The following is a 25,943-nucleotide window of genomic DNA, read 5'->3' as shown; positions in this document are numbered from 1 at the left end:
TATTCGAACTAAGGGATAACATGATATTTCAGGCTTTACTGACTATGCTAGTATCTGGTTTAATTGCCATTGCCTGGTATCGTCAGCCTATTCCCAGCCGGAATAACCTCATCCTGTTCAATGTCCATTCCACACCATTGAATTAAAGTAAGGGCGATGATCTCCGCTGCCGAGAACACATTGTCGAGTAGGATGTATTCATTTGGATAGTGGGCAACCTCGGTTACTCCAGGCCCGAACACGATTGCAGGCGTTTCACCGACATGTGTCAGCAATCCCCCATCTGTTCCCCACGGAGAGGCCTCGATTACCGGGTCCTGTCCTGCAACCCGACGAAATTGATGGACAAGCGCATTCATCAGTTCATGTTCCACATCAATTGCCCCTGGAACCCAACGTGCCCCGAACCATTCCAATAGGGGCGGATTTTCCTTGAACCATTCGTCCACTTCTTTCAGCTGCAATAACCAGTCGGCCATTTCTTCCTTCGCCTGCTCCATCGTTTCCTCCGGCGCAACGCCCATCCTTCCTTCGATTTTCACAAGGTCAGGGACGGATGACGGCCAATTACCGCCTTCAATGACACCTAGATTGATTGGAATCGGAATTGGCGTGTTTTGATAAAGCGGATCACTGACACGTGCATTTCGCTTTTCTTCCAAGGCACGAATATGATTGATGACAGTCATGCTTTTTTCAATCGCACTAACGCCTTCATACCTTGTTCCGCCATGGGCTGACCGTCCTTTAACATGGATACGGAACCACATCGAACCCTGCTGTTTCGGGAAGATCCTCATATTCGTCGGTTCAGGGATCAGGGCAGCATCTGCTTTATATCCCCTCAGGACGGCCGCTAATGTTCCGGCCCCGCCGCTTTCTTCTTCAATCACACTTTGAAAAATGACATCTCCTTTTAATTGGATGCCATTTTCCTTCAATGCCTGCATCGCAAGGATCAGCGATACATTTCCACCTTTCATATCGGTTACACCGCGACCAAACATTCTTCCATTCTTAATGGCTCCACTATATGGGTCGTCGTCCCACTGCTCCCGGTCCCCATCCGGAACCACATCGATGTGTCCGTTCAAAATGATGGAACGGCCGCCTCCAGTCCCTTTCATGATACCTACCACATTGGGGCTGTTTGAAAAATCACTGCGTGGAGAATAGAAATAAGAATGCTTTTTCAGCTCGCCGCCGTCAGGTTCCCAACTATCGATCTGCAAACCCATTTCCTGAAGCTTCTGGGCGACAATGGCTTGTGCCCCTGCTTCATTTCCTTGCGTACTCGGGGCTTGTACCATTTTTTGCAATAGGTCTGTTCCTTCTTCCCGATGATCCTTGATCCATTGGTTTATCCGTTTTTTTATATCCGGCACTTTTATCCTCCTTATTTACACATATTCTCATAGATTACTGAAAGTCCCATTCCACCTGCCATACACAACGTTACCATTCCGTACTTAACTTGTGAACGCAACATTTCATGCATCAGTGTGACTGTTAATTTTGCACCTGTTGCTCCTACAGGGTGACCAAGTGCAATTGCCCCTCCATTGACATTGACGATATCCGGATTCAAATCTAACTCCTTGATCACTGCAAGTGCTTGGGCAGCAAAGGCTTCATTAAGTTCAATCAGTCCGATATCCTCTAACGATAGACCTGCTTTTTCCAATGCCTTTCGAGTCGCTGGTACAGGTCCAATCCCCATAACTCCAGGTTCAACACCTGCACTGGCGAAAGCCTTTATTTTCAAGAGCGGTTTTAATCCCTTTTCTTCTGCTTGCTGCTTGGACATTAATAGTACAGCTGCAGCTCCATCATTCATAGGACAGGCATTTCCTGCCGTAATGGTTCCTTCATTTTTGAATACTGCTGGAAGACTGGCTAGTTGATCTAGATGAATGTCCTCGCGTACCCCTTCGTCATTGTTGAAGATTTGAAGTCCTTTTCGATCCTTGATTTTGAGCGGAATAATTTCTCGCTCAAAGCGACCCTCTTCCATAGCTTTCCAAGCCTTCTTGTGGCTTTGATAAGCAAATTGATCCTGTTCTTCACGACGGATGCCGTATTTTTCAGCCAGGCGCTCGGCTGTTATTCCCATATGCTCATTTCCCAAGGAACATATTAATCCATCTGCCAGCAGAGCATCCTCCATCGTTACGTTTCCAAATTTACCGCCCCATCTATTTTTCACGATATAAGGCACATTGCTCATGCTCTCCACTCCGCCGGCAATGATTACGTCCTCTTGACCAGCAGCGATAGTTAAAGCAGCGTTGGTAATGGCCTTTAAACCTGATCCACATGCTTTGATTACAACGTGCCCTGGGACACTGTACGGGAAATTTGCCATCTGCGACGAAATTCGGGCCGAGTTAAGGCCGCCTCCATGGACATAGCCATGCCCGAAAATCACTTCATTGACCTTTTCTTTACTTAACCCGTAATTCTCCATTAGACCTTCCAATACTTGACGGCCCAATTCGGTAGCATTAACATTCCGGAGTGATTTACCAAAGGATCCAACTGCAGTTCGCGCCCCAGCAACGATGACAACCTCATTCATGCTTTTTTCCTCCTCTTACCTATTCAATGCTGTTTACAGTAGCCTCGATTTTCAGCGTCGCCTCTGTATTCCTTATCACATCATCCACCGTATATGGCGCCATGACTTCCTTCAGTACCAAACCCTCTTCCGTAACTTCCATGACAGCCATATCCGTAATGATCAAATCCACACTCTGCCTTGCCGTCAATGGAAGCGTACATGTCTTCAATATCTTCGATTCACCCTGCTTATTCACGTGATTCATCAAGACGATCACCTTTTTGGCCTTCTGGGCAAGCTCCATCGCCCCGCCCATCCCCGGTACCCGCTTACCTGGGACAATCCAATTCGCCAAGTCCCCCTTTTCACTGACTTCCAAGGCTCCAAGGATGGTGATGTCGATGTATCCTTTCCTGATCATTCCAAATGCTGTTGCACTGTCAAAATATGAAGCTCCCATTACAGTGGTGATCGGGAACCCTCCTGCGTTACAGAGAGCAGGATCTTCTTTCCCCGGATCCGGACTTGGACCTGTACCGAGAACCCCATTTTCCGCATGGAACAGCACATGGATATCTTGAGGTATATGGTCGGCCACCAAGGTAGGGATGCCGATGCCTAAATTGACGATCAAGCCGTCATGGATTTCCTTGGCGGCGCGTTTCGCGATGCGATTTCGTACATCTACTGCCATGCCCATTTCCAATTCACCCCTTTTGTCGGAATCACCATATCTACATAAATGCCTGGTGTGGCAATGCACTCAGGATCCAATTCGCCTACAGGAACGATTTCTTCCACTTCCGCAATCGTGAAGGCACCAGCCATCGCTACCAGCGGATTGAAGTTACACGCAGTCTTGTCGTACACCAAATTCCCAAGCGAATCTGCCTTTTTAGCATGGACGATGCTGACTTCAGAGGTCAAAGCGGTTTCCACCAAAAATTCTTTTCCTTCTATAACAATCTTGTCCTTGCCTTCTTCGGCTATCGTGCCAATCCCGACATCGACAAAAATCCCGCCTAAGCCTACACCGCCAGCACGGATCCGTTCAGCTAATGTCCCTTGCGGTGAAAATTCCACTTGCAGCTTTCCTTCAGTCATGAGCCTGCCTGCATTAGGATTGGATCCGATATGTGATGCGATGACTTTCTTTGCCCTTTCAGCAGTCACAAGCCGGCCAATGCCGATATCAGGGAATCCAGTATCATTGCCAATCAAAGTCAGTTCCTTGACTCCCTTGGCAAGGATACCCTGTACGAGCGTGGGGGGAGTCCCCACTCCGCCAAATCCACCATACATGAGTGTGCAGCCATCGGAAATATGCTCCAGTGCTTCTTCGATTGTCACTATTTTGTTATTCTTCGTAATGGCCTGCTTCATACCGTTCCTCCTAAATAGCCTGCATGTCCTCAATCAAACCCTCCGAGTGCAATTCATGCTGCAACTCTTCAAGGGAAGCTTCCAGTATCTTGACGAGGCGATCGATTTCTTCATTCGTAATGACTAATGGCGGAGATAGGATAACCGCATCACCGGCAATTCCTTCAATCGCACCTGCAGCAGGATAGATCAACAACCCCTTCGCAAAAGCCTTATTGACAAGCCTTGTAGTAAGGCCGACTTGCATGTCGAATGGCGTTTTTGAAATCCGATTGGAGACAAACTCAAGTCCAAGGAGAAGCCCTTTCCCTCGTACATCGCCAATGATATCGAATTTCTTAGCCAGCCCTTGCAGCTTCTTAAACAGGTATTGACCTTTCTCCTCAGCCGCCTGAACCAGGTCATTTCCCTCAAGGTAAGTAAGCACTTCCAATGAAACGGCCGCTGATAAAGGGTTTGCACTATATGTATGGCCGGCCATGATTGAATTCGAGCCTTTTAAAATGGGCTCCATGACACGGTCACTAATCATTGTGGCGGCCATTGGAGTATAGCCCGCGCTCATTCCTTTACCCAATGCGATGATATCCGGGGTGACTCCCCAGTGTTCCATCGCGAACATTTTTCCTGTCCGGCCGATTCCCGTCATTACCTCATCGGCGATAAAGAGAATGTCATAGCTTTCGCAGATTTCCTTAATCCTTTGATAGTAGCCATCCGGCGGTGTTACAGCCCCGGCGGATGCCCCGATGATGGGTTCGGCGATGAAGGCTGCGATATTCTCGGAGCCGACCCTTTGGATGGCTGTCTCCAGTTCATCTGCACACTGAAGCTTGCAGCTGGAAGGGTCACTATTATAAGGACAGCGATAACAGTAGGGAGCAGATATGCTAGGGAAATCCTCCAATAGCGGAACAAAACGTTTTCTCCTTGGTACATGACCTGACATCGATAAAGCGCCCATCGTAATCCCGTGATAACTCGTCCATCTGGAGACAATGCGATTTTTTCGCTCATATCCTTTTTCTTGCCAATGTTGAATCGCTATCTTCATCGCCGTTTCGGTCGCTTCCGATCCACTATTCACGAAAAATGACCAATTCAAATCCCCTGGAGCCAACTCACTTAGCTTCTTGGCTAATGCCTCAGCGGCTTCACTCGTAAAATGGGATCTATATGCAAAAGAAACTTTGCGGGCCTGCTCCTTCATTGCCTCGACAACCTCTAATACACCATGGCCGATACTCGCTGTAACCGCACCTGATGATCCGTCTATATACTGATTTCCATCTATATCATAAAGATAAATTCCATTCCCATGAGAGATAGTGGGATAGTCATGATCTAGAGTAGGCTTAATCAAATGATTGCGTGTCATGTCATCTCTCCTCTTTAACGTTGTACCCACTGTACATTTTTTCTATTAATCAATTAAGTTCCTAATTTGAAAAAATTATAAGAAACCAAGTTTACCAGCTAAAAGGTTCATCCTGAATCAGGATGGATTCTGTAGGGCAGCCTTCCATTGCATCCTGCATGTCATCATGCAGGATCTCCGGAACTTCGGCAATCCCCTGATTATCGTCCAAGATCACGAAAGCGATCCCTTGATCGTCATAGTCATAAATTTCAGGACCTGTTGAACCGCATGCCCCGCACGCAATGCAGGTTTCTTTATCAACCCATGTGTACTTAGCCATAGAAACAATCCTCCTATTTGACGGATAAATCTTTACCCCAAATATTCATGTCCTCATACTTATCCCAAATATTGCAATTCTTCGTTAATCTGCCGCCATATTCATATCCCAGCTGGTGAAAGACGGCATTCATGCCCATTGACAAGGATCGTGCCAATGAATATGAACAATATATATTTTTCCTGATCAATTCTTGTTCCAATGCAGAGATGAGTACCTTCATGAAACCATGCTTTCGATGATGGGGGATTGTTGCACAGTCTGTTAATTCAGCATTATGATACATCTCATTCACTTCCGCGGATGCAGCGCTCACGATGGTTCCTTCATATTCGATAACACTGAAGATCGTACCTTCCTCCATCACTTTCTTGATATATCGCTCATCATTCATCGGTGTAGGATAGGTTTCAAAGATGGCACCATATAAATTCGCCAGCTCTTGTGCATCTTCCTCCGTAGCAAACCGTAGGATGTAATTCTCAGGCATTTGCTGGGATTCAATCAGTCTAGGAATCTGACTGACATCTTGGATGACTTTATCTTCCTTGATCCAAAAATCGCTTGTTCGCCTTTCATCCGTTAAATAGAAGGCCATGCAATAGGCATCATTCCCTTTGAAATACCTGCTCAATATTCCTTCCAGCATGAATCCTTGACCCAATGCCACAGATAAATCTTCATTCCTGGCTTTAAGTATCACTTTAGTAAAGCCCTGCTCCTTTGCGATGACAAGCGCCCGAGCAATTGCTTTTTTGATATTTCCCCGATAATCATCCATGCGTAAGCGCTGATTGGAATGATCATGATAGAGCTCCATCGTATAACATTCCCCAGTCTCCACCTGGGTGAAAAAAGGCAGTTTTTGAACAGGCATTATGTATCCCCCTTATTTAAAGAATTCGGGAGAAGAGATGCATATCATCCGCTTCTCCCGGCATTCTATTTCCAATTGAATAATTTCTTAACGGGTGCCTGAAGAAGCTGATCATACGTAAACTCATCAGGGTATTCACTCACATCATATATGGATAAGGCTTCATCAACCTTTTGATTCATCGAATCAGACACATAGATTCCACATTCCGGACAGTTCAAGGCTGGAACTTGAAGGACCCTTATTGAGCGTTTCCCATCAGGCATGATCCAGTAACAATCCTTCTTTTCGCTTTCTTCTACGTTAGGGGCATTACACCAGAGGCAATCCATCTTTATTCCCCCTTGCCTTCAGAATTCACCGAGCCGCTTCCGACCAAGGCGTTCTTTTTTTCTTGGGCTTTCCTTAATTTTTCCTTCATTTCGTCCCGTTTATCACGGCGATCCTTCAATGATGCATGTTCACCAGTGCTTTCATACGCTTTTCTCTTATCAAGACGGCGAAGGCCCTCTGGCACCAAGTTGAATTTCTCGTCCGTCATGAGAGCGGAAATCCCGACAGCTTCTTTCCTGTCCTCAGTACCATACACTTCATCAAAGTAAGCATCCGCACTGCCGGCAACATAATTCTTCGGCTCCGGATAACTTGTGATCACTCCTTCAAAGTTCCGTAAAACGACTTTATCCGGACTTTGAGAAAGCAGGTAATTCGGAGTCAAGGCAATCTTTCCGCCTCCGCCAGGTGCATCCACCACAAAGGTTGGCACCGCATATCCTGATGTATGGCCGCGCAGCGCTTCAATGATTTCCAGTCCTTTTGAAACCGGCGCCCTGAAATGCCCGATCCCTTCAGATAGATCACATTGATAAATGTAATAAGGCCTTACCCTTGCTTTAACACAGTCATGCATAAGCTTTTTCATGATATGTACACTATCGTTGATACCAGCCAGGATAACAGCCTGATTACCAAGCGGCACCCCTGCCATCGACAGCATGTCACATGCTTTTTTCGCTTCATCCGTCAGTTCAAGTGAATGATTGAAATGTGTATTTAACCAAATCGGATGGTATTTCTTCAGAATATTGCATAAATTTTCTGTAATCCTCTGCGGGAAAACGACCGGTGCACGTGTGCCGATACGAATGATTTCCACATGCGGGATGGCACGTAAGTTACTCAATACGTATTCAAGGATCTTATCATTGATCAACAGGCCGTCTCCTCCAGAGATCAACACGTCCCTTACTTCCGGGGTATTCCGGATATATTCAATCGCCCCATCCAGCTGCTTCTTGGGAACACCCATGCCTACCTGACCTGAAAAACGGCGTCGTGTACAATACCGGCAGTACATGGAGCATTGGTTCGTCACAAGGAATAGAACGCGATCGGGATAACGATGTGTCAATCCTGGAACAGGGGAATCCTCATCCTCATGCAGCGGATCCTCCAAATCATATCTAGTCTTGTTCATTTCTGCCGAAAGCGGTACCGACTGTAAACGAATCGGACAGCGAGGATCATCAGGATTCATCAAAGATGCATAATAAGGCGTAATGTTCAATGGAATCGTTTGAGTCGAAATCCGGACTCCTTCCTCTTCATCCGGTGTCAAATTGACGACCTTTTTCAAATCATCCAGTGTTTTAATCGTATTGGTCAATTGCCAGATCCAATCATTCCACTGCTCTTCCGTTACGTCCTTCCACAATTCGATATCATTATAATGCCTGCGTCCACCAAGGTATTCTTTATTTTTTACATCAATTCCCATCAAATTCATTTAAAATTACCTCCCCTTATTCTAAGAACTTATAAATATATACTCGCAAGAATGATGCCAACATTCAAATCAAGTAAAACGTAAGCAAAAGGGGGTAAACCTACCTTAAAACCGCAAGATATTTTTCATTACGCATAATTTTTTGCAGCCAGATTATTTGCACTAAGCAGAAAATTCAAAAAATGAGGGCCTCGACACACGAGAGCCCTCTTCAAGGTACATCATCTTTAAGGAAGTGACAGCGTTTTCAAAAAACCTCAATTTATTTCGATTCCTTCGATCCTGCCGAATAAACTTTTTCAATGCCATACTTATTTAACTTATATTGCAGTCCCTGTCTTTTAATATTGAGGGCTTCAGCCGTTTTGCTGATATTCCCGTTATATTTCTCAAACATATTGATGATCATTTCCCTTTCCATTTCTTCAAGAACGACAGGTAAATCAATCTTATTTTTCAATGGGGTAGGATGGTTCTGCGCATTTGATGCAGCGTAATTTCCAGAAGGAAAAAGATAGGCAGGAAGATGATGTTCATCAATCATATCTTCCCCTGCGTCCATGACATTAAAGGTTAACTCGATGGCATGTCCCAGTTCACGAATGTTCCCGGGCCATGGATATTGAAGAAGCCGCTGCATCGCCTTATGACTGATCCCGCGCACTTCCGTAAGAAATGATTTGTTGAATTTTTGAATAAAGTGATTGACGATTTCCGGAATATCCGTTTTACGCTCCAGAAGTGAAGGCATTTGGATCGTCACAACATTCAGGCGAAAAAATAAATCCGAGCGAATGATTCCCCGCTCCAACGCCTCTTCTGGAGAAATGTTCATCGCAGCAATGATCTTCACATTAACCTTTTGCTCCTTCGAACCCCCAACACGGCGCACCTCGCCTTCCTGAAGCACCCGCAGCAATTTTGCCTGCAGACCGAGGTCGAGACTATTCAGCTCATCAAGGAAAAGGGTCCCGCCATTTGCCTGTTCAAAAATGCCCATGCGATCCATCGCTCCGGTAAAAGCCCCTTTCGTCGTGCCGAACAGCAGCCCCTCCATCAATTCCTTTGGAACAGCCGCACAGTTTTGCGCGATGAAAGGCTGATTTCTATGAGCACTTACATTATGTATACTTTGCGCGACCAGCTCTTTCCCTGTCCCTGTAGGTCCATAAATCATGACTGGGGAATGTGTACGGGCCGCTTTTTTCGCCAATGATATGGCTTGCTGAAAAGCAGGGCTAGTACCGATCAAATCACTAAAATGATAGGTCGCCGTCCCTTCAGAAAACTTATTTTTCTTATGGGTCTCGGCCAGCTGGGAACGTAAGTCGACAATTTGGTCGTACATATTCATGACCTTCGTAATATCCTTTGCGATTTCCACTGCCCCAATAATTACACCATCCTCATATAAAGGATACGTACTATTGATGGACGTTATTTTTTTCTCCTTTAAATTGACATACGTTTGAATGGACTCAATCGTTTCATCGCCTTTTTCCAATGCTACATGCAGCGTACTGGATTCATCAGTCAATGAAGGATAAAGCTGAAAAATATTCTCCCCCAGCACCTGTTCACGATCAAGCCCGTCAATATGTGCCATCATTTCATTATAGAATACCGTATCCCCATCCTTATTCACGATATGGACGCCCACATTAATCACATTCAATATCCATTCAAATTGAGTGGAAAACTGATTTACTGAAGATTTCATTTCTTCATCTCCGTTCTCTGTCATTTGATAGAATCACCTGTAAATTATAGCATTTAATGGGAAGCATTCATCCCTTTATTCTTATAAGATTAAAACTTCAACATAAAGGCAATAGAATAATAAGGTCAAAAAAAGGAATCTCGCATTAAGCCAAGAAGGTTATATAAGAAAATATAAAATATAGGGGTGATTCAGATTTCAGAACGAAGAAAAGAAACGAAAATAGAAATTAAACCGTGGGAAGATAAAGACCTGGAATTACTTTTTCAACTAAATGCCCCAGAAATGATGGAATATCTTGGCGGACCTGAAGGTAATGAACAAATCCTGAAACGCCATCAACGGTATCTGCAGATTGGGGAGAAGGGATGCATGTTTAGCATCAACTCGTTTCCAGAGGCAGAGGCAGCCGGTTCCGTTGGCTACTGGCAAACAGTGTGGAACGATGAAAATGTGTACGAAATCGGTTGGAGTGTCCTCCCTTCATTTCAGGGAAAAGGGATTGCTTCCCATGCAGTGAAGGCACTGATAGAGAAAATAAAAGCCGAACGAAAATACAAGTACATTCACGCATTCCCCTCAATCCATAATGAAGCGTCAAATGCAATTTGTCGCAAGCTTGACTCAAGCTTACCTCCGAATGTGAATTCGAATACCCTCCAGGGAGCTTTATGCGTTGCAATGATTGGTGCTTGGAACTTATCTGACAATGGCCCCATTACCCTTAGGATAGTAGTAAATGAAAGAAATTTGGATTGTATTGAATTAAACTCAACCAGTTAAAAGTTTGTCAAAATTTTTAATTACAAACATAGAAGTCCATTCAATAGAGTGACAAAAGCCCACTCTCTCTATAAATAAGGGAGACTGGGCATTTAAATATCTTTTTAGCTCTTTTTTGTTTGATTTCTTGGAAAACGCTTGAGTTATTAATTAAGTAAACACGATAATTATTAATTCAAGAATCCAAATTGTTCTAAATTTTTTAAGTAATATTGAAAATACTCATCTGAAATGTCAGTTGGATACTCTGCGACGCCCCTTTGAATAAGTGAACCTACAATCAACGCATTTAAATAACCATTCAATTTCTCACACTGGTCTCTTACAATAAACTCCGAAATGTATTTGCCATCTTTGCTTTCGAAGAATATATCGATTCTTCTACCTTCTTGTTCATCTAATAGTAAATGGTTGTAATCCCATTCGATTTTTTTTATTTTTTTCTCATTAATCGGATTTTTGTGATTATCCAGGACTTGTTCCTTGTGGTATCGTCTTTCTTCGTTTGAAAACAGTTTATTTAACACCGATGGATCATCTATAACAAGACACGTGAAAATCTTAGAGTATTCTAATTGGTCATCATTGACTAAATCTAGTACTTCTTTTTTTGAAAATTCTCTGGCTTTAAATTTAGAAAAAATACGGTCAACGACTTGTTCCTTAGTTAACGATAATTCATCTTGCCTATATAGGTATTGTTTATATAACTTTTCGTAATTGTTCATTGTTTACCCCCTGCGTTTATTTGACGGGTCCACCGTAAAAAGCATGAGCTTTCGGAGCTCGCTTATAAGGGTGCCAATGCCAGTAATAACCTTTTTTAGGTTTACCATTAAGTTTGTCAACCTCATTTATTGGTTTTCCATTCTTATTAGCCGAAGACGCAACACCTTTTGCTTGATTACTAGAAGTAGACCACGTATCATTCTTCGACTTTATTCTAGCAACTGCCTGAGACTTTGATAAGCCCTTACCAATATATACTCCACCCTTTTTAACACTTGCAGCAAAATGATAATAACTCTTGGATTTTTTGGCTTGAGTAGCAATTACAAAGGCTGTTCCACCAACAATTATCATAGCACCTGTATGAAACAAAGCAGTTAGAACAGCAGGTGACATAGCGAGTCCAATTGGTATTAAGAAAACCAATGACGGTACGCCTTCTTCAGAATTATAGTTGAAAAGTTTTCCAGTTTCAACATCTTCAATAATTGCTTCCAATTCTTCACTTTCCTCTTCGTATTTAATATCCTCAATATTTGCTGTATATTCCTTTAAGACCTTATCACCAGTTTCATTTAATTCTTCCGTAAATAATGATATATGGTCTGCACCTGGTTCTACTTCGACAGTTACTTTAGAAGTTTGCCCTTCTGCATTTTCTAATGAAGTTTCCAAAACAAGTCCATCCGTAGTTATTTCAAAGTTTTCCACTGAAATGTTCTCTTCGGATAACTCATCTTCTAGTGCCTCTCCAATTACATTCTCTTTTACAGAAGTTTTCAGTAAGTGCTCTTCTGCTTTTGGGTGATTAACCGGAAGTAGGCTAACAATCATTGAAAATACTAATAAGATGATAATTTTATTTAAACTCTTCTTATTCATATAAAATCTCCTTACATGTTTTGTATAGTGGGCAAACCATATCCCACAGTATTTTTATCACCATTCACCTTTAGGGATGACTTTTTTAAATATTCATACACTTTTAAGTGGATACTCTTATCCTTAGTAAGATTTTGTCTCGAAAGATATTCCGCAACTACTCCTGTTACATAAGCAGTTGAATAAGACGAACCTTCGTTATATGAGTATCCACCAATATTATTAAGAGACAAAATATTTTCTCCGGGACCAACGAAATCAATTTTACCGATAGCTGAAAACTTTGTAGATTTTTTTTCTTCGTTAATCATTCCTACAGAGATGACATCATCATATCTAGCAGGGAATTGAGCATTTAAACCATAAGTGTTTCCACTTGCAGCGATGAGGATAACTCCCTTATTTAAGGCATCAGCTATTAAGCTTCTTAATTCTGGAAAGTCAGATTGAAATCCAAGGCTCAAATTAATTACGTCCACATTCTGAGTGATCGCCCATTCAAGGCCATTAATGAAGTCTTTTTTATCAATTTTCCCATCATCTTTAATTACCTTAGCTGAATAAACCTCAACACTTTGTGTAACTCCAATAACACCAAATTTGTTGTCATTCGCTGTTATAATACCTGCAATTGCTGTACCGTGCCCTAAATTATCTTCATAAGAGAAAGATGGTCCTATAGAACTAAATTCTTTTACTACCTTCCCTTCCAAATCTTTATGATTCTTATTAATCCCACTATCTAAAATAGCAACTTTTATTTTTTTATCTACATCGCCACTTCTAGAATTACCTACTATATTTATCCCCCATGGGATATGTTGTTTTTTGTCCCACTCATCCTTTTGAACCTTATGCAGAACAAGTTCTTCCTTGGAATATCTTGAAATACTAAAATAGAAAACTCCTACAAAAATACCAAATGAAATAAAGATTAGAATAACTTTTTTCATTAAACAGCCCCTTAAGTCCTTTTAATTATCTAATAAATAATACAATAGACCTAATATAATGGGATGTAAATACCTTTTGATGAAAAAATTAACATTTCAATTTTCAAAAAAATTAATAATATAGGCAATTACTTTGAGAAGTATTTGAAGTCAAAGCCAAATTAACTCATATTAATGGTTGTCTACATTCAAATAGAAAAATTTATAACTTATATATCGATATTATTTTTTTCTCTAATTATTATTTAGTGGATACATGGTCTTTTTGATATGAATTACACCGTCGAAAAGGAAAAGTGATGAGTTAAAGAAATAGACTTTGGATTGCGGTACAAAATGTATATTGGCGTAAATTATAGTTCTAAATATGAGCGAAAGAAACTCATTGCTTTTCATTTAATGCGGCTTATGGCTCTGAGATGACCCTTCGGGGATAAACAAATTGTCCCTGCAGGCTTTAGTTGTCAGTAATCACAAGAAAGTAGAAAACTTGGCAAAACCCATGTCCAATCGAAAAAAAGTGAGAATCACCTATATTAAGAAAAAGTTCAGATCCCACTCTAAGGTTCAGACCATGTTTTTTTACGGTTTGGGCCACAATAAGTAGTCTCTTTTATTTGCTCAAAAATTAAATTAATATTTAAAGGAAAACTAAAAAAATCTCTCGAATAAACAATAGACTTCTACCATCTTTTCATTCATACAAAATTTACACAATACTGTTCTCATTCGCTATCAAGCAAACAATCCATTCCATGTTTCTTTACCTGCTTGCTTATCTGCAGTAATCTTTTTTGCCTTTTGGTATTTATATAATGCCATCTCGGTATTTTCCCCGAATATTGCATCAAGGGGACCGGGGTTAAATCCTTCCAGATAAAGTGCTGCTTGCAGGATCCATGTGATATTGCAGCCAGCGCCTTTTTTTATAGTGACGACCGCAGTCTTGGTTTTAGGTCCCCATTTCCCATCGACAACTAGCTTTTTATTGAATTGCTTATTCAGTTCCGCTTGTAAACCTTTTATAAGGGCCGAGCGGGTTTTGGGACCATAAACGCCATCCACGGCAATAGACGTTTTATATCGGCTATTTATCGTTTTTTGTATGGAAATTATATGGCCATCACCTTTGCTGGTCTTTGGAGAAGTAATATGAGGTTTTTTTCCTGCTTGTAACTGTTTATAGGATAACCCGCCCGTCATCTCCAAGTGGGGATAATCCTTGAATGAAGTCCAATCCCCGCCCCAGATAAATCCTAACTCTTTACCTATGGCAGCCACACGCTGCCATTTTGAGTTCACTGTCCATATCGCTTTCTTGCTATCATCACTCACAATGAAGAAATCAATAGCCAGTCCATAATTATGATAGGATTGGCCTGGCTTAGCGTTTGTCACAATGGGCTTAGCTAGATTACTATAGTTTTTTCCATTGTAAATATAAACCCGTCCTTGACCGTAAAGCGAAGCTTGTTCTTCCAAAGAACGATAACCCGCACTTATCTGTACATAAATCCCTTCATTATAAGCACGTTCAATCATTTCCAATGCTGAAGCCTTCACAACAGGATTCATCCCTTTGCCCATCTTTTTCACTGATCGATCCAATAACGTTCGTAATGCCACCGTCAATGTAATCCCCCCTATTAAGTTCCGTAAGCCGTTCCCTTTCAGACTTTATATAAGCCTTTTTAATGGAAAAGTAGCATGGTTGGGAAATTTTGTTCTCATTTATTAGAGAATGGAAGTGATATGTTATTTAACAAACGTTCCAGCTGATTTCAGAAATCCGCTCCCTTTCCGCCGACTGTCTGACAAGCGTCTGTGGGGTCTCGGCTAGCCATTTATTCGGCAGGATTTGTCGCAAATTACTTCAAGCTAATAATGATTTCATCCATATAAAAAGTAATAAAACCTGTGAATGTTTTTTTTTGAGGGTTTGTTAAAATATGAATGTTGATTGGAACGTAGGGCACTCTCTTTCCGCGGGCGGCCCTAACGCGGGGTCTCCCTTGGAAGCGCTTTTCCCGCAGGAGTCTCGTACCTTCTGTTCCAATCAACTTTATTTTAAAAATTCAGATACCCTTTCGCCGCCTGTTGTTTCCTCACTATAGAAAGGGAATTCCCCCTAAAATACCACAAAAAAATAGACTGCTTCCGTTCGCCCGTTTGCGAATGAAAGTAGCCTAATAATGAATTATTTTATTAATCTCTTTAACTTATGCTCTAATTTCAATAGAGGGGCTTATTGTAAAGTCAGCCTCTGTTTTACTTTTCACTTCATCAAGTGTGATGCCATTTTGCAATTCAATCAATTCCATGCCAGCTTCTGTAAATTGAAAAACAGCCAGTTCGGTAATCAGGCAATGGACGACCTTTTCTCCTGTCAATGGCAATGTACAATTCTTTTTCACTTTGGATTCCCCATGCTTGTTCACATGGTCCATAATGACAACAATTCGTTTTGCGCCTTGGACGAGGTCCATCGCTCCGCCCATTCCTTTTACCATCTTCCCTGGAATCATCCAGTTTGCCAAGTCCCCATTCCCGGAAACTTCCATCCCGCCTAAAATGGCTAGGTCGATGTGGCCGCCGCGGATCATCGCGAACGATTCAGCGCTATCAAAAAATGATGCCCCTGATTTTGCCGTCACTGTTTCTTTTCCAGCATTAATCAAGTCCGGATCGACTTCATCCTTTTGCGGATAAGGCCCGATTCCCAGTAAGCCATTTTCCGATTGAAGCATAACATTAAAGTCATTTGGAATCATGTTGGCAATCAAGGTCGGCATTCCAATCCCTAAATTCACACACATACCATCTTGGATTTCTTTAACGGCCCGTTCTAAAATCAGTTGTCTAGTCATTCGAATACTCCTCCTTTTTATGCGTTAGCGGTTGTAAGTCTTTCAATTCGTTTTTCATAGTCATTTCCTACAAGCACTTTCTGTACATAAACCCCTGAAGTATGAATTTCATCCGGATCGAGCTCTCCAGTGCCCACGAGCTCCTCCACTTCGACAAGCGTGACTTTCCCTGCTGTGGCAACGACAGGGTTAAAATTCCTTGCCGTTTTCCGATATACAAGATTACCGAAATGATCTGCTTTCCAGGCTTTTACAAAGGCAAAATCTCCGACTATTCCTTTTTCCATAATGTATGTGCGGCCATCAAACTCTTTATGTTCTTTACCTTTTGCGACTTCCGTTCCTACTCCTGTAGCTGTATAAAAGGCAGGAATTCCCGCTCCGCCCGCTCTTAAGCGCTCGGCCAGCGTTCCTTGGGGAACTAGCTCGACCTCCAGTTCGCCACTTAAGAATTGCTGTTCAAATAACTTATTTTCCCCTACATAAGAAGCGATCATTTTTTTGATTTGTTTATTTTCAAGCAAAAGACCCAGCCCCCAATCGTCGACTCCACAATTGTTGCTGACAATCGTCAAATCCTTTACACCTTTGTTACGCAAAGCAATGATTAGTTTTTCTGGTATTCCGCTTAATCCGAACCCGCCAACGATAATGGTTGCTCCATCCTCGATTTGTTGAATAGCGCTATCAAAAGATGTTAATAATTTACTCATTTTCCATCATCTCCATTCTTAATACTATTCTATTAAATAAACAGTGAAGTTGCAAAAGCTATGATGAACACGGTCACTGTTTTCAAAACCGTAATCGCAAAGATATCCTTGTAAGATTGACGATGTGTCAGTCCAGTAATAGCAAGCAAGGTAATGACGGCACCATTATGCGGCAGCGTATCCATCCCGCCAGATGCCATCGATGCAATTCGATGAAGCATTTCCGGGGTGATTCCGACACTTTGGGCCACCTGCAAATAGTGACTTCCCATTACTTCTAACGCAATCGAAAGTCCACCGGATGCAGATCCGGTAATCCCCGCCAGCACATTGACGGCGATTGCTTCAGATACGAGCGGATTACCGCTTGCATCGAACACCCAGTTTTGAATGACCGAGAATCCAGGAAGTGTTTTCACCACATTCCCAAAACCAACTTCAGATGCAGTATTGAATATGGCAAGCAATGACCCCATTGCCGCAGCTGTTAATCCACTTGCCAATTTGACCTTGATACGTCCAACATTCAGAAGCATCGCTGCAATAATACCGATTGTCAATGCAACAATCAAAGACCAGGATGAAGTGACTGTGCTTACATCGGCAATGTTGAAAGTTTCCTTCAGCATCGATGCATCATACCAGTGCTTAACCGAAATGGCACTGCGGCTGAAGGCAAAATTAAACGCGACGACAAGGATGAGCGGTACGATGGACAGCCAAAAGTTAGGCAGGTTTTGCTGTTCTGCACTTTCTGGTTCATTAATATGTCCTTCCCCGTAGCCTTCACCATTTGCCACCGCTTGCCTGCGGCGACGTTCTAACCAGAGCATTCCTCCAGTGAATACCATGATCGCGCCAATAATCCCCATTAACGGAGCAGCATAGGTATCTGTTCCGAAATAATTCGTTGGAATGATATTTTGAATCTGAGGTGTTCCAGGAAGAGCATCCATCGTATAAGTGAAAGCGCCTAATGCTATCGTTCCTGGCAATAATCTCTTTGGAATGTCTGCTTCTTTAAAAATTGCCGCTGCAAATGGATAAACGGCGAATGCCACTACAAACAGTGAAACCCCGCCATATGTAAGCGCCGAACAGGCCAGCACTACAGCAAGAATGGCCTGCTTTGAGCCTAGTGATTTTACGATGGTCTTGGCAATGGATGCTGCTGCACCGCTCATTTCCATGACTTTTCCAAATACCGCCCCTAGTAAAAATATCGGAAAAAACGCTTTTATATAGTTAGCAGCAAACGTCATATATGTCTCTGTATAACTCGGCAGCAAATGACCACCAGATAAAATGACCGCCAATAACGTAACAAGCGGCGCTATGATAATGACCGGATAGCCCCGGTAGGCTAAAAAGATTAAAAGTCCCAGCGCCACAACGATGGCTAAAATTTGAATCACCAATACTATTCCCCCTTTTCTTTTCTCCCCTTGCCCCAAAATTATTTCGGAAGCCTATTAGTAGAAACATTAATCTCCTAAATTCCACATTTTTAATTTTTCCGCTTTTACCATCCAAGCCTGCCTTCCCCAAGTCAAGCTGAATGATCTTACTAAGTGCTTCCCAATTATTGAGAACGCTTTCAACAATCTGTTGAATTACTAAATCCCTTTTCATTTTACGTGGTAACACCATATAAAATGACAGATAGGCCATTCACTAAAGTAATCAAGCAATTCTTGTGCCACTTAAATTAAATGGAAAAACCTCAACTTTTAAAGCCTTTTCAAACATTTTATTTCCCTTTTAAAAGCTTAAATCCGTTAAAACTGTCAAGGTTTCAATACACATAAGTATAAACTTCAAAAAAGTGTAAGCCTTTTCTTACAACATTTAAATTTCCTCTCATTTTATGTACGGATTTCTTGACACACTCACATATCACTAGAGTAAAATAGTCACAAATGTGTGTCTATTCTTAAGAGGTGGTTAAAAAGTATTAAAAAGTGCCCTTTGGCTAAAGGGCACTTCAGATTGTAGATAAACTCGATAATACTTGAGTTTGTCTACGGTTATTTTAGGGTTTGTATAAATTGAACGTTACGTGGAACGTAAGGCACTTGCTTTCCCGCAGGAGTCTCGCACACTCGTTCCAATCTACTTTATTAAAAATTTAGATAGTATCCTTTGGCAAAAGGATACTTTTCAACAGTCATAAACCAAATTTATTCATTTTTTCATACAGTGTTGTTCGGCTTACACCGAGTCTCTTTGCCGTTTCTGATTTATTACCAGAAGTCATTTCCAAACATGAAACGATTGCAGCCCGTTCGGTTTCATCCATCACTTCAGCTAAAGTGCGGATTGAAACTGACTCTTTATGACCCGTTATTTCTTTAGGGAGTTGCTTGGAACGTATCATTTCCCCTTCTTCAACAATATTCATTGCACGTTCAATGATATTCTCCAGCTCACGAATATTACCCGGCCATTTATAAAGGCGAAGCAGCCGTAATGCTTGATCACTCATCCCCGTTACGCGTTTTTTCATGAGGTTCTGGTACTTTTCAACAAAATGATTTACCAGTATTTCAATGTCCTCTGGTCGCTCCCTCAAGGAAGGAACCTGGATTTGTAAGACCTTCAGCCGGTAATACATATCAAGTCGGAATTCCCCTTTCGAGACCATTTCCTCCAGATTACGGTTTGTTGCAGCGATTACCCGTACATCAATCGGAATGCTTCCCGTCGAACCGACCCTCTCAATCTCTTTTTCTTGTAAAACACGGAGCAGCTTCACCTGCATATGCAGTGGCAGCTCACCGATTTCATCGAGAAAAATCGTTCCGCCTTCAGCCGCTTCGAACTTACCTGCTTTTCCGCCTTTTTTTGCACCAGTGAAAGAACCCTCTTCATAGCCGAATAGTTCTGACTCCAGCAGCTCTGCCGGGATGGCCGCACAGTTCACTTTTACAAATACACCCATGGCCCTTCTGCTGTCATTATGAATGGAATGGGCAAACAGCTCCTTACCTGTTCCGCTTTCACCCAAGATCAACACATTTGAGTCGCTTTTAGCGGCAATTTTGGCTTGACCTTTTACTTCCATGAAAGCAGGACTTCTCCCCATCAGATGATCAAACGTATATGAGGCCTTATTCCTCTCGCGAAAATCGCCTTTGTACTTTTTCAGCTCAACTTCTAGTGAATTTATCCGTTTGGAAAGAGCGGTAAATTGCCCGACATTCTTAAAAAGAATCTTACCGACCGCCCCTATCAATTTCCCTTGTTTCCTTATCGGGGAGCGGGTCGCAATTATATAATTATCTTTAATTTTCTGTAATTCAGCGACCTCTTGCTTGCCGGTTTTGGCGACCACATGCATACGGGTGTTTTCAATGACCTCCGTTACATGTTTCCCTATTGAGCTTTCCTGTTCGACGCCAAGAAAATCCGCATAAGCGTGGCTCAGCATTTGGACATACCCTTCCGTATCGACCATCACCAAGCCGTCATAGGCAAATTCGATAATATCCTTAAACAGCAGTTCTTCATGATTATCGACATTAAGAAAATCACTTTTATTATTTGTAAACAATAGGAGATAAATCTGATATTCCTCATCACCCATTTGAACGATTGCTTTTCTGATAATCCCATTATTACCGTTCAAACGAATCGGAGTATTTACGGCTGGTACAAGGTTTTTTTCTAAAATCAAATTTATTTGCAGATCAAATTGATTCTCCGCAAAAGCCTCGGATAATACGCGATTGCAGAGAACGATTTCTGTTTCGTTTTTCATTACCAAAACACCAAAAGGCAATTCTTCCAATATCGCTTTCACTAATTCGAATTGAACAGTTTTATTATCGCTGACCATTCCTATTCTCCTTAACCCGTCTGAAGTTTCCTCCATTATATCATAGGAAAATGGGGCCAAGTCATTACCGTTCCACAATCAGCGCAGTTCCCTGTCCGCCACCGATACATAAGGTAGCAAGGCCTGTTTTTGCATCCCTAAGTTTCATTTCATACAATAAAGTCACTAAAATCCGGGCACCGGAAGCACCTACAGGATGACCCAGAGCAATCGCCCCGCCATTTACATTCACTTTCTCCGGTTTCAGTTCAAGGTCCTTAAGCACAGCGAGTGACTGTGCCGCAAAGGCCTCGTTCACTTCCATCAAATCAATATCATCTATTGTCAATCCAGCTTTTGCCAAAGCTTTTCTTGTCGCAGGCACTGGACCGTAACCCATGATTTTCGGATCAAGCGCAGCGTTTGCATATGACTTAATTGTTGCTAACGTTTCCAGTCCTAGCTCGTCCGCTTTTTCCTTAGACATTAGGACTAACATCGCACCCCCATCATTGATTCCGGATGCATTTCCTGCCGTAACCGTTCCATTTTCCTTAAAGGCAGGACGCAGCTTCGCTAGCTGGTCAATCGTCAGCCCATGACGCGGGTGTTCATCTTGGTCCACCAAGATCGTCTTTCCTCTGCGTTTATATTCAACAGGTACAATTTCATCTGCAAATCGTCCTTCAAGCTGTGCCTTTTCAGCCTTTCTTTGGCTCTCTAAAGCAAATTCGTCCTGCTTTTCACGGCTGATTTCCCACTGCTCGGCGATATTCTCCGCAGTCACGCCCATATGATATTGATTAAAAACATCCGTTAAGGCGTCATATGTCATGGAATCGACTGCTTCGGCATTACCCATTTTCTGTCCAAAACGATAATTTGGAAGTAAATACGGAGCATTGCTCATGCTTTCAATCCCCCCGGCGAGAATCACATCAGCATCACCAAGGGCAATGAATTGTGCTCCCATTATTACCGTACGGAGGCCAGATCCGCAAAGCTTATTAATGGCCATGGCCGGCGTTGTTTCCGGAATCCCTGCATGAATCGCAACCTGACGTGCCACATTTTGCCCTAATCCAGCAGATAGAATATTCCCTACCAATACCTCATCGATCATGTCAGCCGAGATATTTGCCCGCTTAATCGCTTCCTTAGCTGCAACAACTCCCAATTCAACCGCTGAAACATTGGCAAGACTGCCACCAAACGCACCAACTGGTGTTCTTGCTGCCCCTACAATCACTACTTCTCTCATAATACTTCCTCCTTCTCCATTTTTAATTTTCCCAGTTTAATAAAATGACGGTCCCTCTCATTGATTTTCTGGGAAACAGTAGATTCTTCATACGTAAAAATCCCTTCTCCCGACTTCGTCCCAAGCTTTCCCTTAGCAACCAAATCACGAATCATATCAGGGGCTTCCTTACTCTGATCCAATACTGGTGAAACATTATCGAAAACGCGCTGCCATGTATCCAGTCCGCCAAAATCAGCAATCTCGATCGGCCCAGTAAATGCCCATCGAAAACCTGGTCCAGCCGTTATCGCTGTATCGATATCTTCAGCATCGGCAACGCCCTCTTTTAATAGATAAAAGGCTTCCCGCATCAAGGCAGTCTGGAGACGATTGGCAATGAATCCTGCTATTTCTTTTTTCAAGAGAATCGGAGACTTGCCGATTTTACGCATTAAATCCATTGTTGCCTTGACGATTTCCGGCTTTGTTTCGTCATGCTGAACAATTTCAACCAATGGAACCAAATGGCCAGGATTAAAGAAATGCGTGATGACCATTCTGTCCGCAAATGAGGCCTTCCCCATCAATTGAGAAATCGGAAAGGTCGATGTATTTGAAGCAACAATGGCATCCGGTTTGATCATTTCCTCCATTTGCTCATATAGATTTAACTTCAGCTCGATGACTTCCGGAATGGCCTCAATGATAAAATCAGCATCCCTTACTGCCCCTTTCAAATCTACACTGTATGTAATATTCGCTAAAGCGGCTTGCTTTTCCTCATCAGTCAAAACCCCTTCCTCAATGAGCAGTGATAGATTCTCAGAAATTTGATTTTGGGCATGATATAGCAACTCATCCTTTATATCGTTAATGGTCACGAAATACCCGCTAACTGCAAATGACTGTGCGATCCCGCTTCCCATTACACCTGAACCGATAATGGCAACTTTTTTAATCATCCAGCTTCCCCTTTCCGTTTCAATTACCTGTATTTACTCACCTTTTTATATATGCAATATTTATGCCAACGATAAGGGGAAATAAAATTCTTTTTTTATCCAGAAAATCATGATAGACTCTTACTCATTAACCTAAACCATATTTTTATAACCTTCCCTTTATATTTCCGATTGAGCTTACCTTGTGAAATATTCCCTGCTTACTATATAAAATGACAGACCTGGACCATTACATTTTTTATTGGAGGAATGTAAAATGGTTAAAGATAAAGTGGCGATAATTACCGGATCTGCTAGAGGAATCGGCTTTGAGATTGGAAAGATATTTGCTGAAAATGGCGCAAAGGTCGTTTTGTCTGACCTTGATCAAAACACAGTTGAAAAAGCTGCTTTAGACCTAAGGAACAAAGGCTTGGAAGTTATCGGCCTAAAGGCAGACGTAACAAGTGAAGAAGATATTATCCAGCTAATCAAACAAGCTAAAGACAAATACGGACGAATAGACATTTTCATCAATAACGCCGGCCTTCAGCATGTTGCACCAATTGAAGAGTTTCCAACTGAAAAATTCGAACTGATGATCAAAATCATGCTGACCGCACCATTCATTTCAATTAAGAACGTTTTGCCGATCATGAAAGAACAAGGCTTCGGCAGAATCATCAACATCTCTTCCATTAACGGTCTGATTGGATTTGCCAACAAAGCAGCATACAATAGTGCCAAACACGGTGTAATCGGATTAACGAAAGTCGCCGCCTTGGAAAGCGCCTCTTTTGGCATAACCGTCAATGCCCTTTGCCCGGGATACGTAGACACACCACTCGTCCGCGGTCAACTGGAGGATCTGGCGAAAACAAGACAAGTACCATTAGAAAGCGTTTTGGAAGAGGTCATCTATCCGCTTGTCCCGCAAAACCGCTTACTTGATGTAAGTGAAATTGCCGACTACGCCATTTTCCTCGCAAGCGACAAAGCACGGGGCATTACAGGCCAAGCAGTCGTGTTAGATGGCGGATATATAGCACAATAAGTGGAAAATGCATCTACAAACGAAATATAGCCCGAATAAAACGACACCAAAAAGGTGCTCTTTATTCGGGCTTTTCTGTCTTCATGGAATTGTGGAAAAATTTGGTGGTATAAAGAATTCGCACATGTTACAGTAATATAGGGATATTTCCCATTTTACAAATACAAAAGGAGGCCTTGTCATGATTATTAAGTGGGTTAGACTGCGATAATTAAGGGGCAGGCCAATCATATGCTCCGGGAAGTATTTATTGATCTTCGCCATAGTAACGGCTATTAGATAATATTTAATACGGAGGTAAAGAACATGAGTGAACAGATACTGAAAATAAATAACGTGGATATATGTACAGAAAGTTTTGGAAACCCAAAGGACCCTGCTGTGCTTTTGATCATGGGGGCAATGTCTTCATTAGACTGGTGGGATGAGGACTTCTGTCACCGCCTCGCTGATTCGGGGAGGTTTGTCATTCGGTACGATCATCGGGATCTCGGACGATCGGTCATTTATGAACCGGGTACCTCCAACTATACAATAACGGACATGGCTGACGATGCCACGGGTGTCCTGGATGCTTATTCCATAGAGCGGGCTTCTATCGTCGGAATGTCGCTAGGCGGTATGATCGGCCAGATTCTTGCCTTGAGATATCCGGAACGCGTAAACACGCTTACGTTAATTGCATCAAGTGTGTTCGGGACTGTAATGGAAAAACTGCCTCCAATGGACCAGAGCATATTGGATCACCATGCAAAGAGTGCTTCCATGGATTGGTCAAATCGGGAGGCGGCTATCGCTTTTCTTGCAGATGGATGGAAAACTTTAGCCGGTTCCAAACCTTATGAGCAGGAAAGAATGTATAAACTGGCAAAAAGAGAGGCGGACCGCGCCAAACAGCTACCAAGCAGATTTAATCATGCCATCCTTGCTGGCGGAGATGAATATTTTGATAGAATGGGTCAGATATCCGTACCTGCCCTCATCATTCATGGCACAGAAGATCCAGCCTTGCCGTACGAGCACGGGCTTGCTCTTGCAAAAGCCATCCCTCATGCTGAATTAGTGACCCTTGATGGATCAGGACATGAGATTCATAGTGAAGACTGGGATGAAATTATCGATTCAGTTATAAAGCTTACTTCGCGATAAATTAATAAGTTGCAAAATTAGCCATTATGTAAGGTGGCTGCCTTTTTATACTTACAAATTTGGAAAATGAATAATCCTAGTAGGGTTAAAGGAAAATGTGGGTTTACCACGTTATCGATATCCCTAATAAAAGCCCAGTTTCTAGAAATTGGGCTCCCTTTACTTAAAAATCAAAGAAAAGTGGTTATTAGCGCGCCCATAAGTTAATTCAAATGCGTGGCACTGTTTAAAAATCTAATAAGTTTTATATGGATGTTCGGTATACTCAAGAAGATGTACCTGTATTAGATAAACCCCTCAATGTTATTTATCCACATTAATGATTCTATTCAACTTTAATGAAACCTTTAAAAGAATAAAAACTGAGGTATTTGTTACAAATTGAAATCCTGTAAGCTTTTTAAGCACCTTGTTCAATTAACCTTCCCCTTTAGTTCCATAAAAAAAAGAAAAAGATGCAATGGATGTGTATGTAATACTTTACGCCGTTTGCGTCCTAGTACAGAAGTAGACGTTTTTTTATCTGGAGGCACAGTTCTTGAAGATGTTATCTTCCTTGCCTTTGACAAAAATACTTGTTGTGCCCGATTCAGAGACGAAGAGGGAGAACCCGGTACTATCCTTATAGTTGACTGCCGAGACATCCAAGCCCTTCGCATCGAGTAATGATATTTAGGGGGATCCTTCATTTTTGAAGGATCTTCTTTTATTAAGGCTGTTTTCACATACTTTGTTGCTATTTACCAGGTAGTGAGTTGTGGTTGATTTCCCCTCCAGATGCTCGCT

23 protein-coding genes and 1 pseudogene are annotated in these 25,943 nt (G+C 42.2%); 4 read left to right on the top strand and 20 right to left on the bottom strand.

Annotated elements, in window-relative coordinates:
- Positions 1 to 59: 59 nt before the first annotated feature.
- From ACFX4X_RS15685 to ACFX4X_RS15640, 10 genes are all read right to left on the bottom strand, one after another.
- Positions 60 to 1,385 (bottom strand): peptidase, encoded by a 1,326-nt coding sequence (locus tag ACFX4X_RS15685; RefSeq protein WP_377384662.1) that lies wholly within the window; start codon positions 1,383 to 1,385, stop codon positions 60 to 62.
- Between the two features lie 11 nt (positions 1,386 to 1,396).
- A complete protein-coding gene (locus ACFX4X_RS15680) occupies positions 1,397 to 2,578 on the bottom strand; it encodes a thiolase family protein (protein WP_377384660.1) in 1,182 nt (393 codons plus the stop codon).
- 19 nt (positions 2,579 to 2,597) lie between these two features.
- Entirely contained in the window at positions 2,598 to 3,260 is a 663-nt protein-coding gene (locus ACFX4X_RS15675; protein ID WP_284469844.1) for a 3-oxoacid CoA-transferase subunit B, read from the bottom strand.
- A complete protein-coding gene (locus tag ACFX4X_RS15670; protein ID WP_061464614.1) occupies positions 3,245 to 3,943 on the bottom strand; it encodes a CoA transferase subunit A in 699 nt (232 codons plus the stop codon). Before ACFX4X_RS15670 ends, ACFX4X_RS15675 begins: the two co-directional genes overlap by 16 nt.
- A 10-nt stretch (positions 3,944 to 3,953) precedes the next feature.
- Positions 3,954 to 5,321 carry an aspartate aminotransferase family protein gene (locus ACFX4X_RS15665; RefSeq protein ID WP_089364103.1) on the bottom strand — a complete coding sequence of 456 codons (1,368 nt, stop codon included), beginning with the start codon at positions 5,319 to 5,321 and terminating at the stop codon, positions 3,954 to 3,956.
- Between the two features lie 91 nt (positions 5,322 to 5,412).
- A complete protein-coding gene (locus ACFX4X_RS15660; protein ID WP_061464616.1) occupies positions 5,413 to 5,643 on the bottom strand; it encodes a ferredoxin in 231 nt (76 codons plus the stop codon).
- 13 nt (positions 5,644 to 5,656) lie between these two features.
- Positions 5,657 to 6,520 (bottom strand): putative beta-lysine N-acetyltransferase, encoded by an 864-nt coding sequence (gene ablB / locus ACFX4X_RS15655; protein ID WP_377384657.1) that lies wholly within the window; start codon positions 6,518 to 6,520, stop codon positions 5,657 to 5,659.
- A gap of 65 nt (positions 6,521 to 6,585) precedes the next feature.
- Positions 6,586 to 6,852 (bottom strand): YokU family protein, encoded by a 267-nt coding sequence (locus tag ACFX4X_RS15650; protein WP_089364105.1) that lies wholly within the window; start codon positions 6,850 to 6,852, stop codon positions 6,586 to 6,588.
- 2 nt (positions 6,853 to 6,854) lie between these two features.
- Positions 6,855 to 8,297 carry a lysine 2,3-aminomutase gene (gene kamA, locus ACFX4X_RS15645; RefSeq protein WP_061466183.1) on the bottom strand — a complete coding sequence of 481 codons (1,443 nt, stop codon included), beginning with the start codon at positions 8,295 to 8,297 and terminating at the stop codon, positions 6,855 to 6,857.
- Positions 8,298 to 8,568: 271 nt separating this feature from the next.
- A complete protein-coding gene (locus ACFX4X_RS15640; protein ID WP_377384655.1) occupies positions 8,569 to 10,050 on the bottom strand; it encodes a sigma-54 interaction domain-containing protein in 1,482 nt (493 codons plus the stop codon).
- A 171-nt stretch (positions 10,051 to 10,221) separates the two neighbouring features.
- On the opposite strand from ACFX4X_RS15640, the pseudogene ACFX4X_RS15635 reads away from it, so the two are divergent.
- Positions 10,222 to 10,733, top strand: a pseudogene (locus ACFX4X_RS15635) (GNAT family N-acetyltransferase).
- Positions 10,734 to 10,979: 246 nt separating this feature from the next.
- On the opposite strand, the gene ACFX4X_RS15630 reads toward ACFX4X_RS15635, so the two are convergent.
- The 10 genes from ACFX4X_RS15630 to ACFX4X_RS15585 all read right to left on the bottom strand — a co-directional run bounded on the left by ACFX4X_RS15630 (position 10,980) and on the right by ACFX4X_RS15585 (position 22,975).
- Positions 10,980 to 11,537, bottom strand: coding sequence for a hypothetical protein (locus ACFX4X_RS15630; protein WP_317778876.1), 558 nt, complete (start codon positions 11,535 to 11,537; stop codon positions 10,980 to 10,982).
- A 16-nt stretch (positions 11,538 to 11,553) separates the two neighbouring features.
- Positions 11,554 to 12,420, bottom strand: a complete 867-nt coding sequence (locus ACFX4X_RS15625) for an SAR2788 family putative toxin (RefSeq protein ID WP_317778875.1) — start codon at positions 12,418 to 12,420, stop codon at positions 11,554 to 11,556.
- An 11-nt stretch (positions 12,421 to 12,431) separates the two neighbouring features.
- Complete coding sequence (locus ACFX4X_RS15620; RefSeq protein ID WP_377384653.1) at positions 12,432 to 13,373, bottom strand: S8 family peptidase; 942 nt, start codon at positions 13,371 to 13,373, stop codon at positions 12,432 to 12,434.
- A gap of 735 nt (positions 13,374 to 14,108) precedes the next feature.
- Positions 14,109 to 14,999 (bottom strand): M15 family metallopeptidase, encoded by an 891-nt coding sequence (locus ACFX4X_RS15615; RefSeq protein WP_377384714.1) that lies wholly within the window; start codon positions 14,997 to 14,999, stop codon positions 14,109 to 14,111.
- A 593-nt stretch (positions 15,000 to 15,592) separates the two neighbouring features.
- A complete protein-coding gene (locus ACFX4X_RS15610) occupies positions 15,593 to 16,240 on the bottom strand; it encodes a 3-oxoacid CoA-transferase subunit B (RefSeq protein ID WP_377384651.1) in 648 nt (215 codons plus the stop codon).
- Between the two features lie 17 nt (positions 16,241 to 16,257).
- Positions 16,258 to 16,953: a CoA transferase subunit A gene (locus ACFX4X_RS15605; protein WP_034309718.1), complete on the bottom strand. Its 696-nt coding sequence runs from the start codon at positions 16,951 to 16,953 to the stop codon at positions 16,258 to 16,260.
- A 32-nt stretch (positions 16,954 to 16,985) separates the two neighbouring features.
- The gene (locus ACFX4X_RS15600) at positions 16,986 to 18,371 is read right to left on the bottom strand and encodes a GntP family permease (RefSeq protein ID WP_061464624.1); all 1,386 of its coding nucleotides are present in this window, start codon (positions 18,369 to 18,371) and stop codon (positions 16,986 to 16,988) included.
- 749 nt (positions 18,372 to 19,120) lie between these two features.
- The gene (locus ACFX4X_RS15595; protein WP_377384649.1) at positions 19,121 to 20,791 is read right to left on the bottom strand and encodes a sigma-54 interaction domain-containing protein; all 1,671 of its coding nucleotides are present in this window, start codon (positions 20,789 to 20,791) and stop codon (positions 19,121 to 19,123) included.
- A 64-nt stretch (positions 20,792 to 20,855) separates the two neighbouring features.
- Entirely contained in the window at positions 20,856 to 22,031 is a 1,176-nt protein-coding gene (locus tag ACFX4X_RS15590) for an acetyl-CoA C-acetyltransferase (protein ID WP_377384647.1), read from the bottom strand.
- A complete protein-coding gene (locus tag ACFX4X_RS15585) occupies positions 22,028 to 22,975 on the bottom strand; it encodes a 3-hydroxyacyl-CoA dehydrogenase family protein (protein WP_377384645.1) in 948 nt (315 codons plus the stop codon). Before ACFX4X_RS15585 ends, ACFX4X_RS15590 begins: the two co-directional genes overlap by 4 nt.
- 256 nt (positions 22,976 to 23,231) lie before the next feature.
- On the opposite strand from ACFX4X_RS15585, the gene ACFX4X_RS15580 reads away from it, so the two are divergent.
- The 3 genes from ACFX4X_RS15580 to ACFX4X_RS15570 all read left to right on the top strand — a co-directional run bounded on the left by ACFX4X_RS15580 (position 23,232) and on the right by ACFX4X_RS15570 (position 25,823).
- Entirely contained in the window at positions 23,232 to 24,008 is a 777-nt protein-coding gene (locus tag ACFX4X_RS15580) for a 3-hydroxybutyrate dehydrogenase (protein ID WP_377384643.1), read from the top strand.
- A gap of 306 nt (positions 24,009 to 24,314) precedes the next feature.
- Positions 24,315 to 25,157: a CBF family alpha/beta fold macrolide esterase gene (gene mleCBF / locus ACFX4X_RS15575; RefSeq protein WP_377384641.1), complete on the top strand. Its 843-nt coding sequence runs from the start codon at positions 24,315 to 24,317 to the stop codon at positions 25,155 to 25,157.
- Between the two features lie 438 nt (positions 25,158 to 25,595).
- Positions 25,596 to 25,823: a hydrolase gene (locus tag ACFX4X_RS15570; protein WP_377384712.1), complete on the top strand. Its 228-nt coding sequence runs from the start codon at positions 25,596 to 25,598 to the stop codon at positions 25,821 to 25,823.
- The last annotated feature ends 120 nt before the right edge of the window (positions 25,824 to 25,943 follow it).

It is taken from the genome of Peribacillus sp. YIM B13481 (genome assembly GCF_042787985.1).
Classification (GTDB): Bacteria; Bacillota; Bacilli; order Bacillales; family DSM-1321; genus Peribacillus; species Peribacillus simplex_A.
This window is presented reverse-complemented; position numbering and strand designations above follow the sequence as displayed.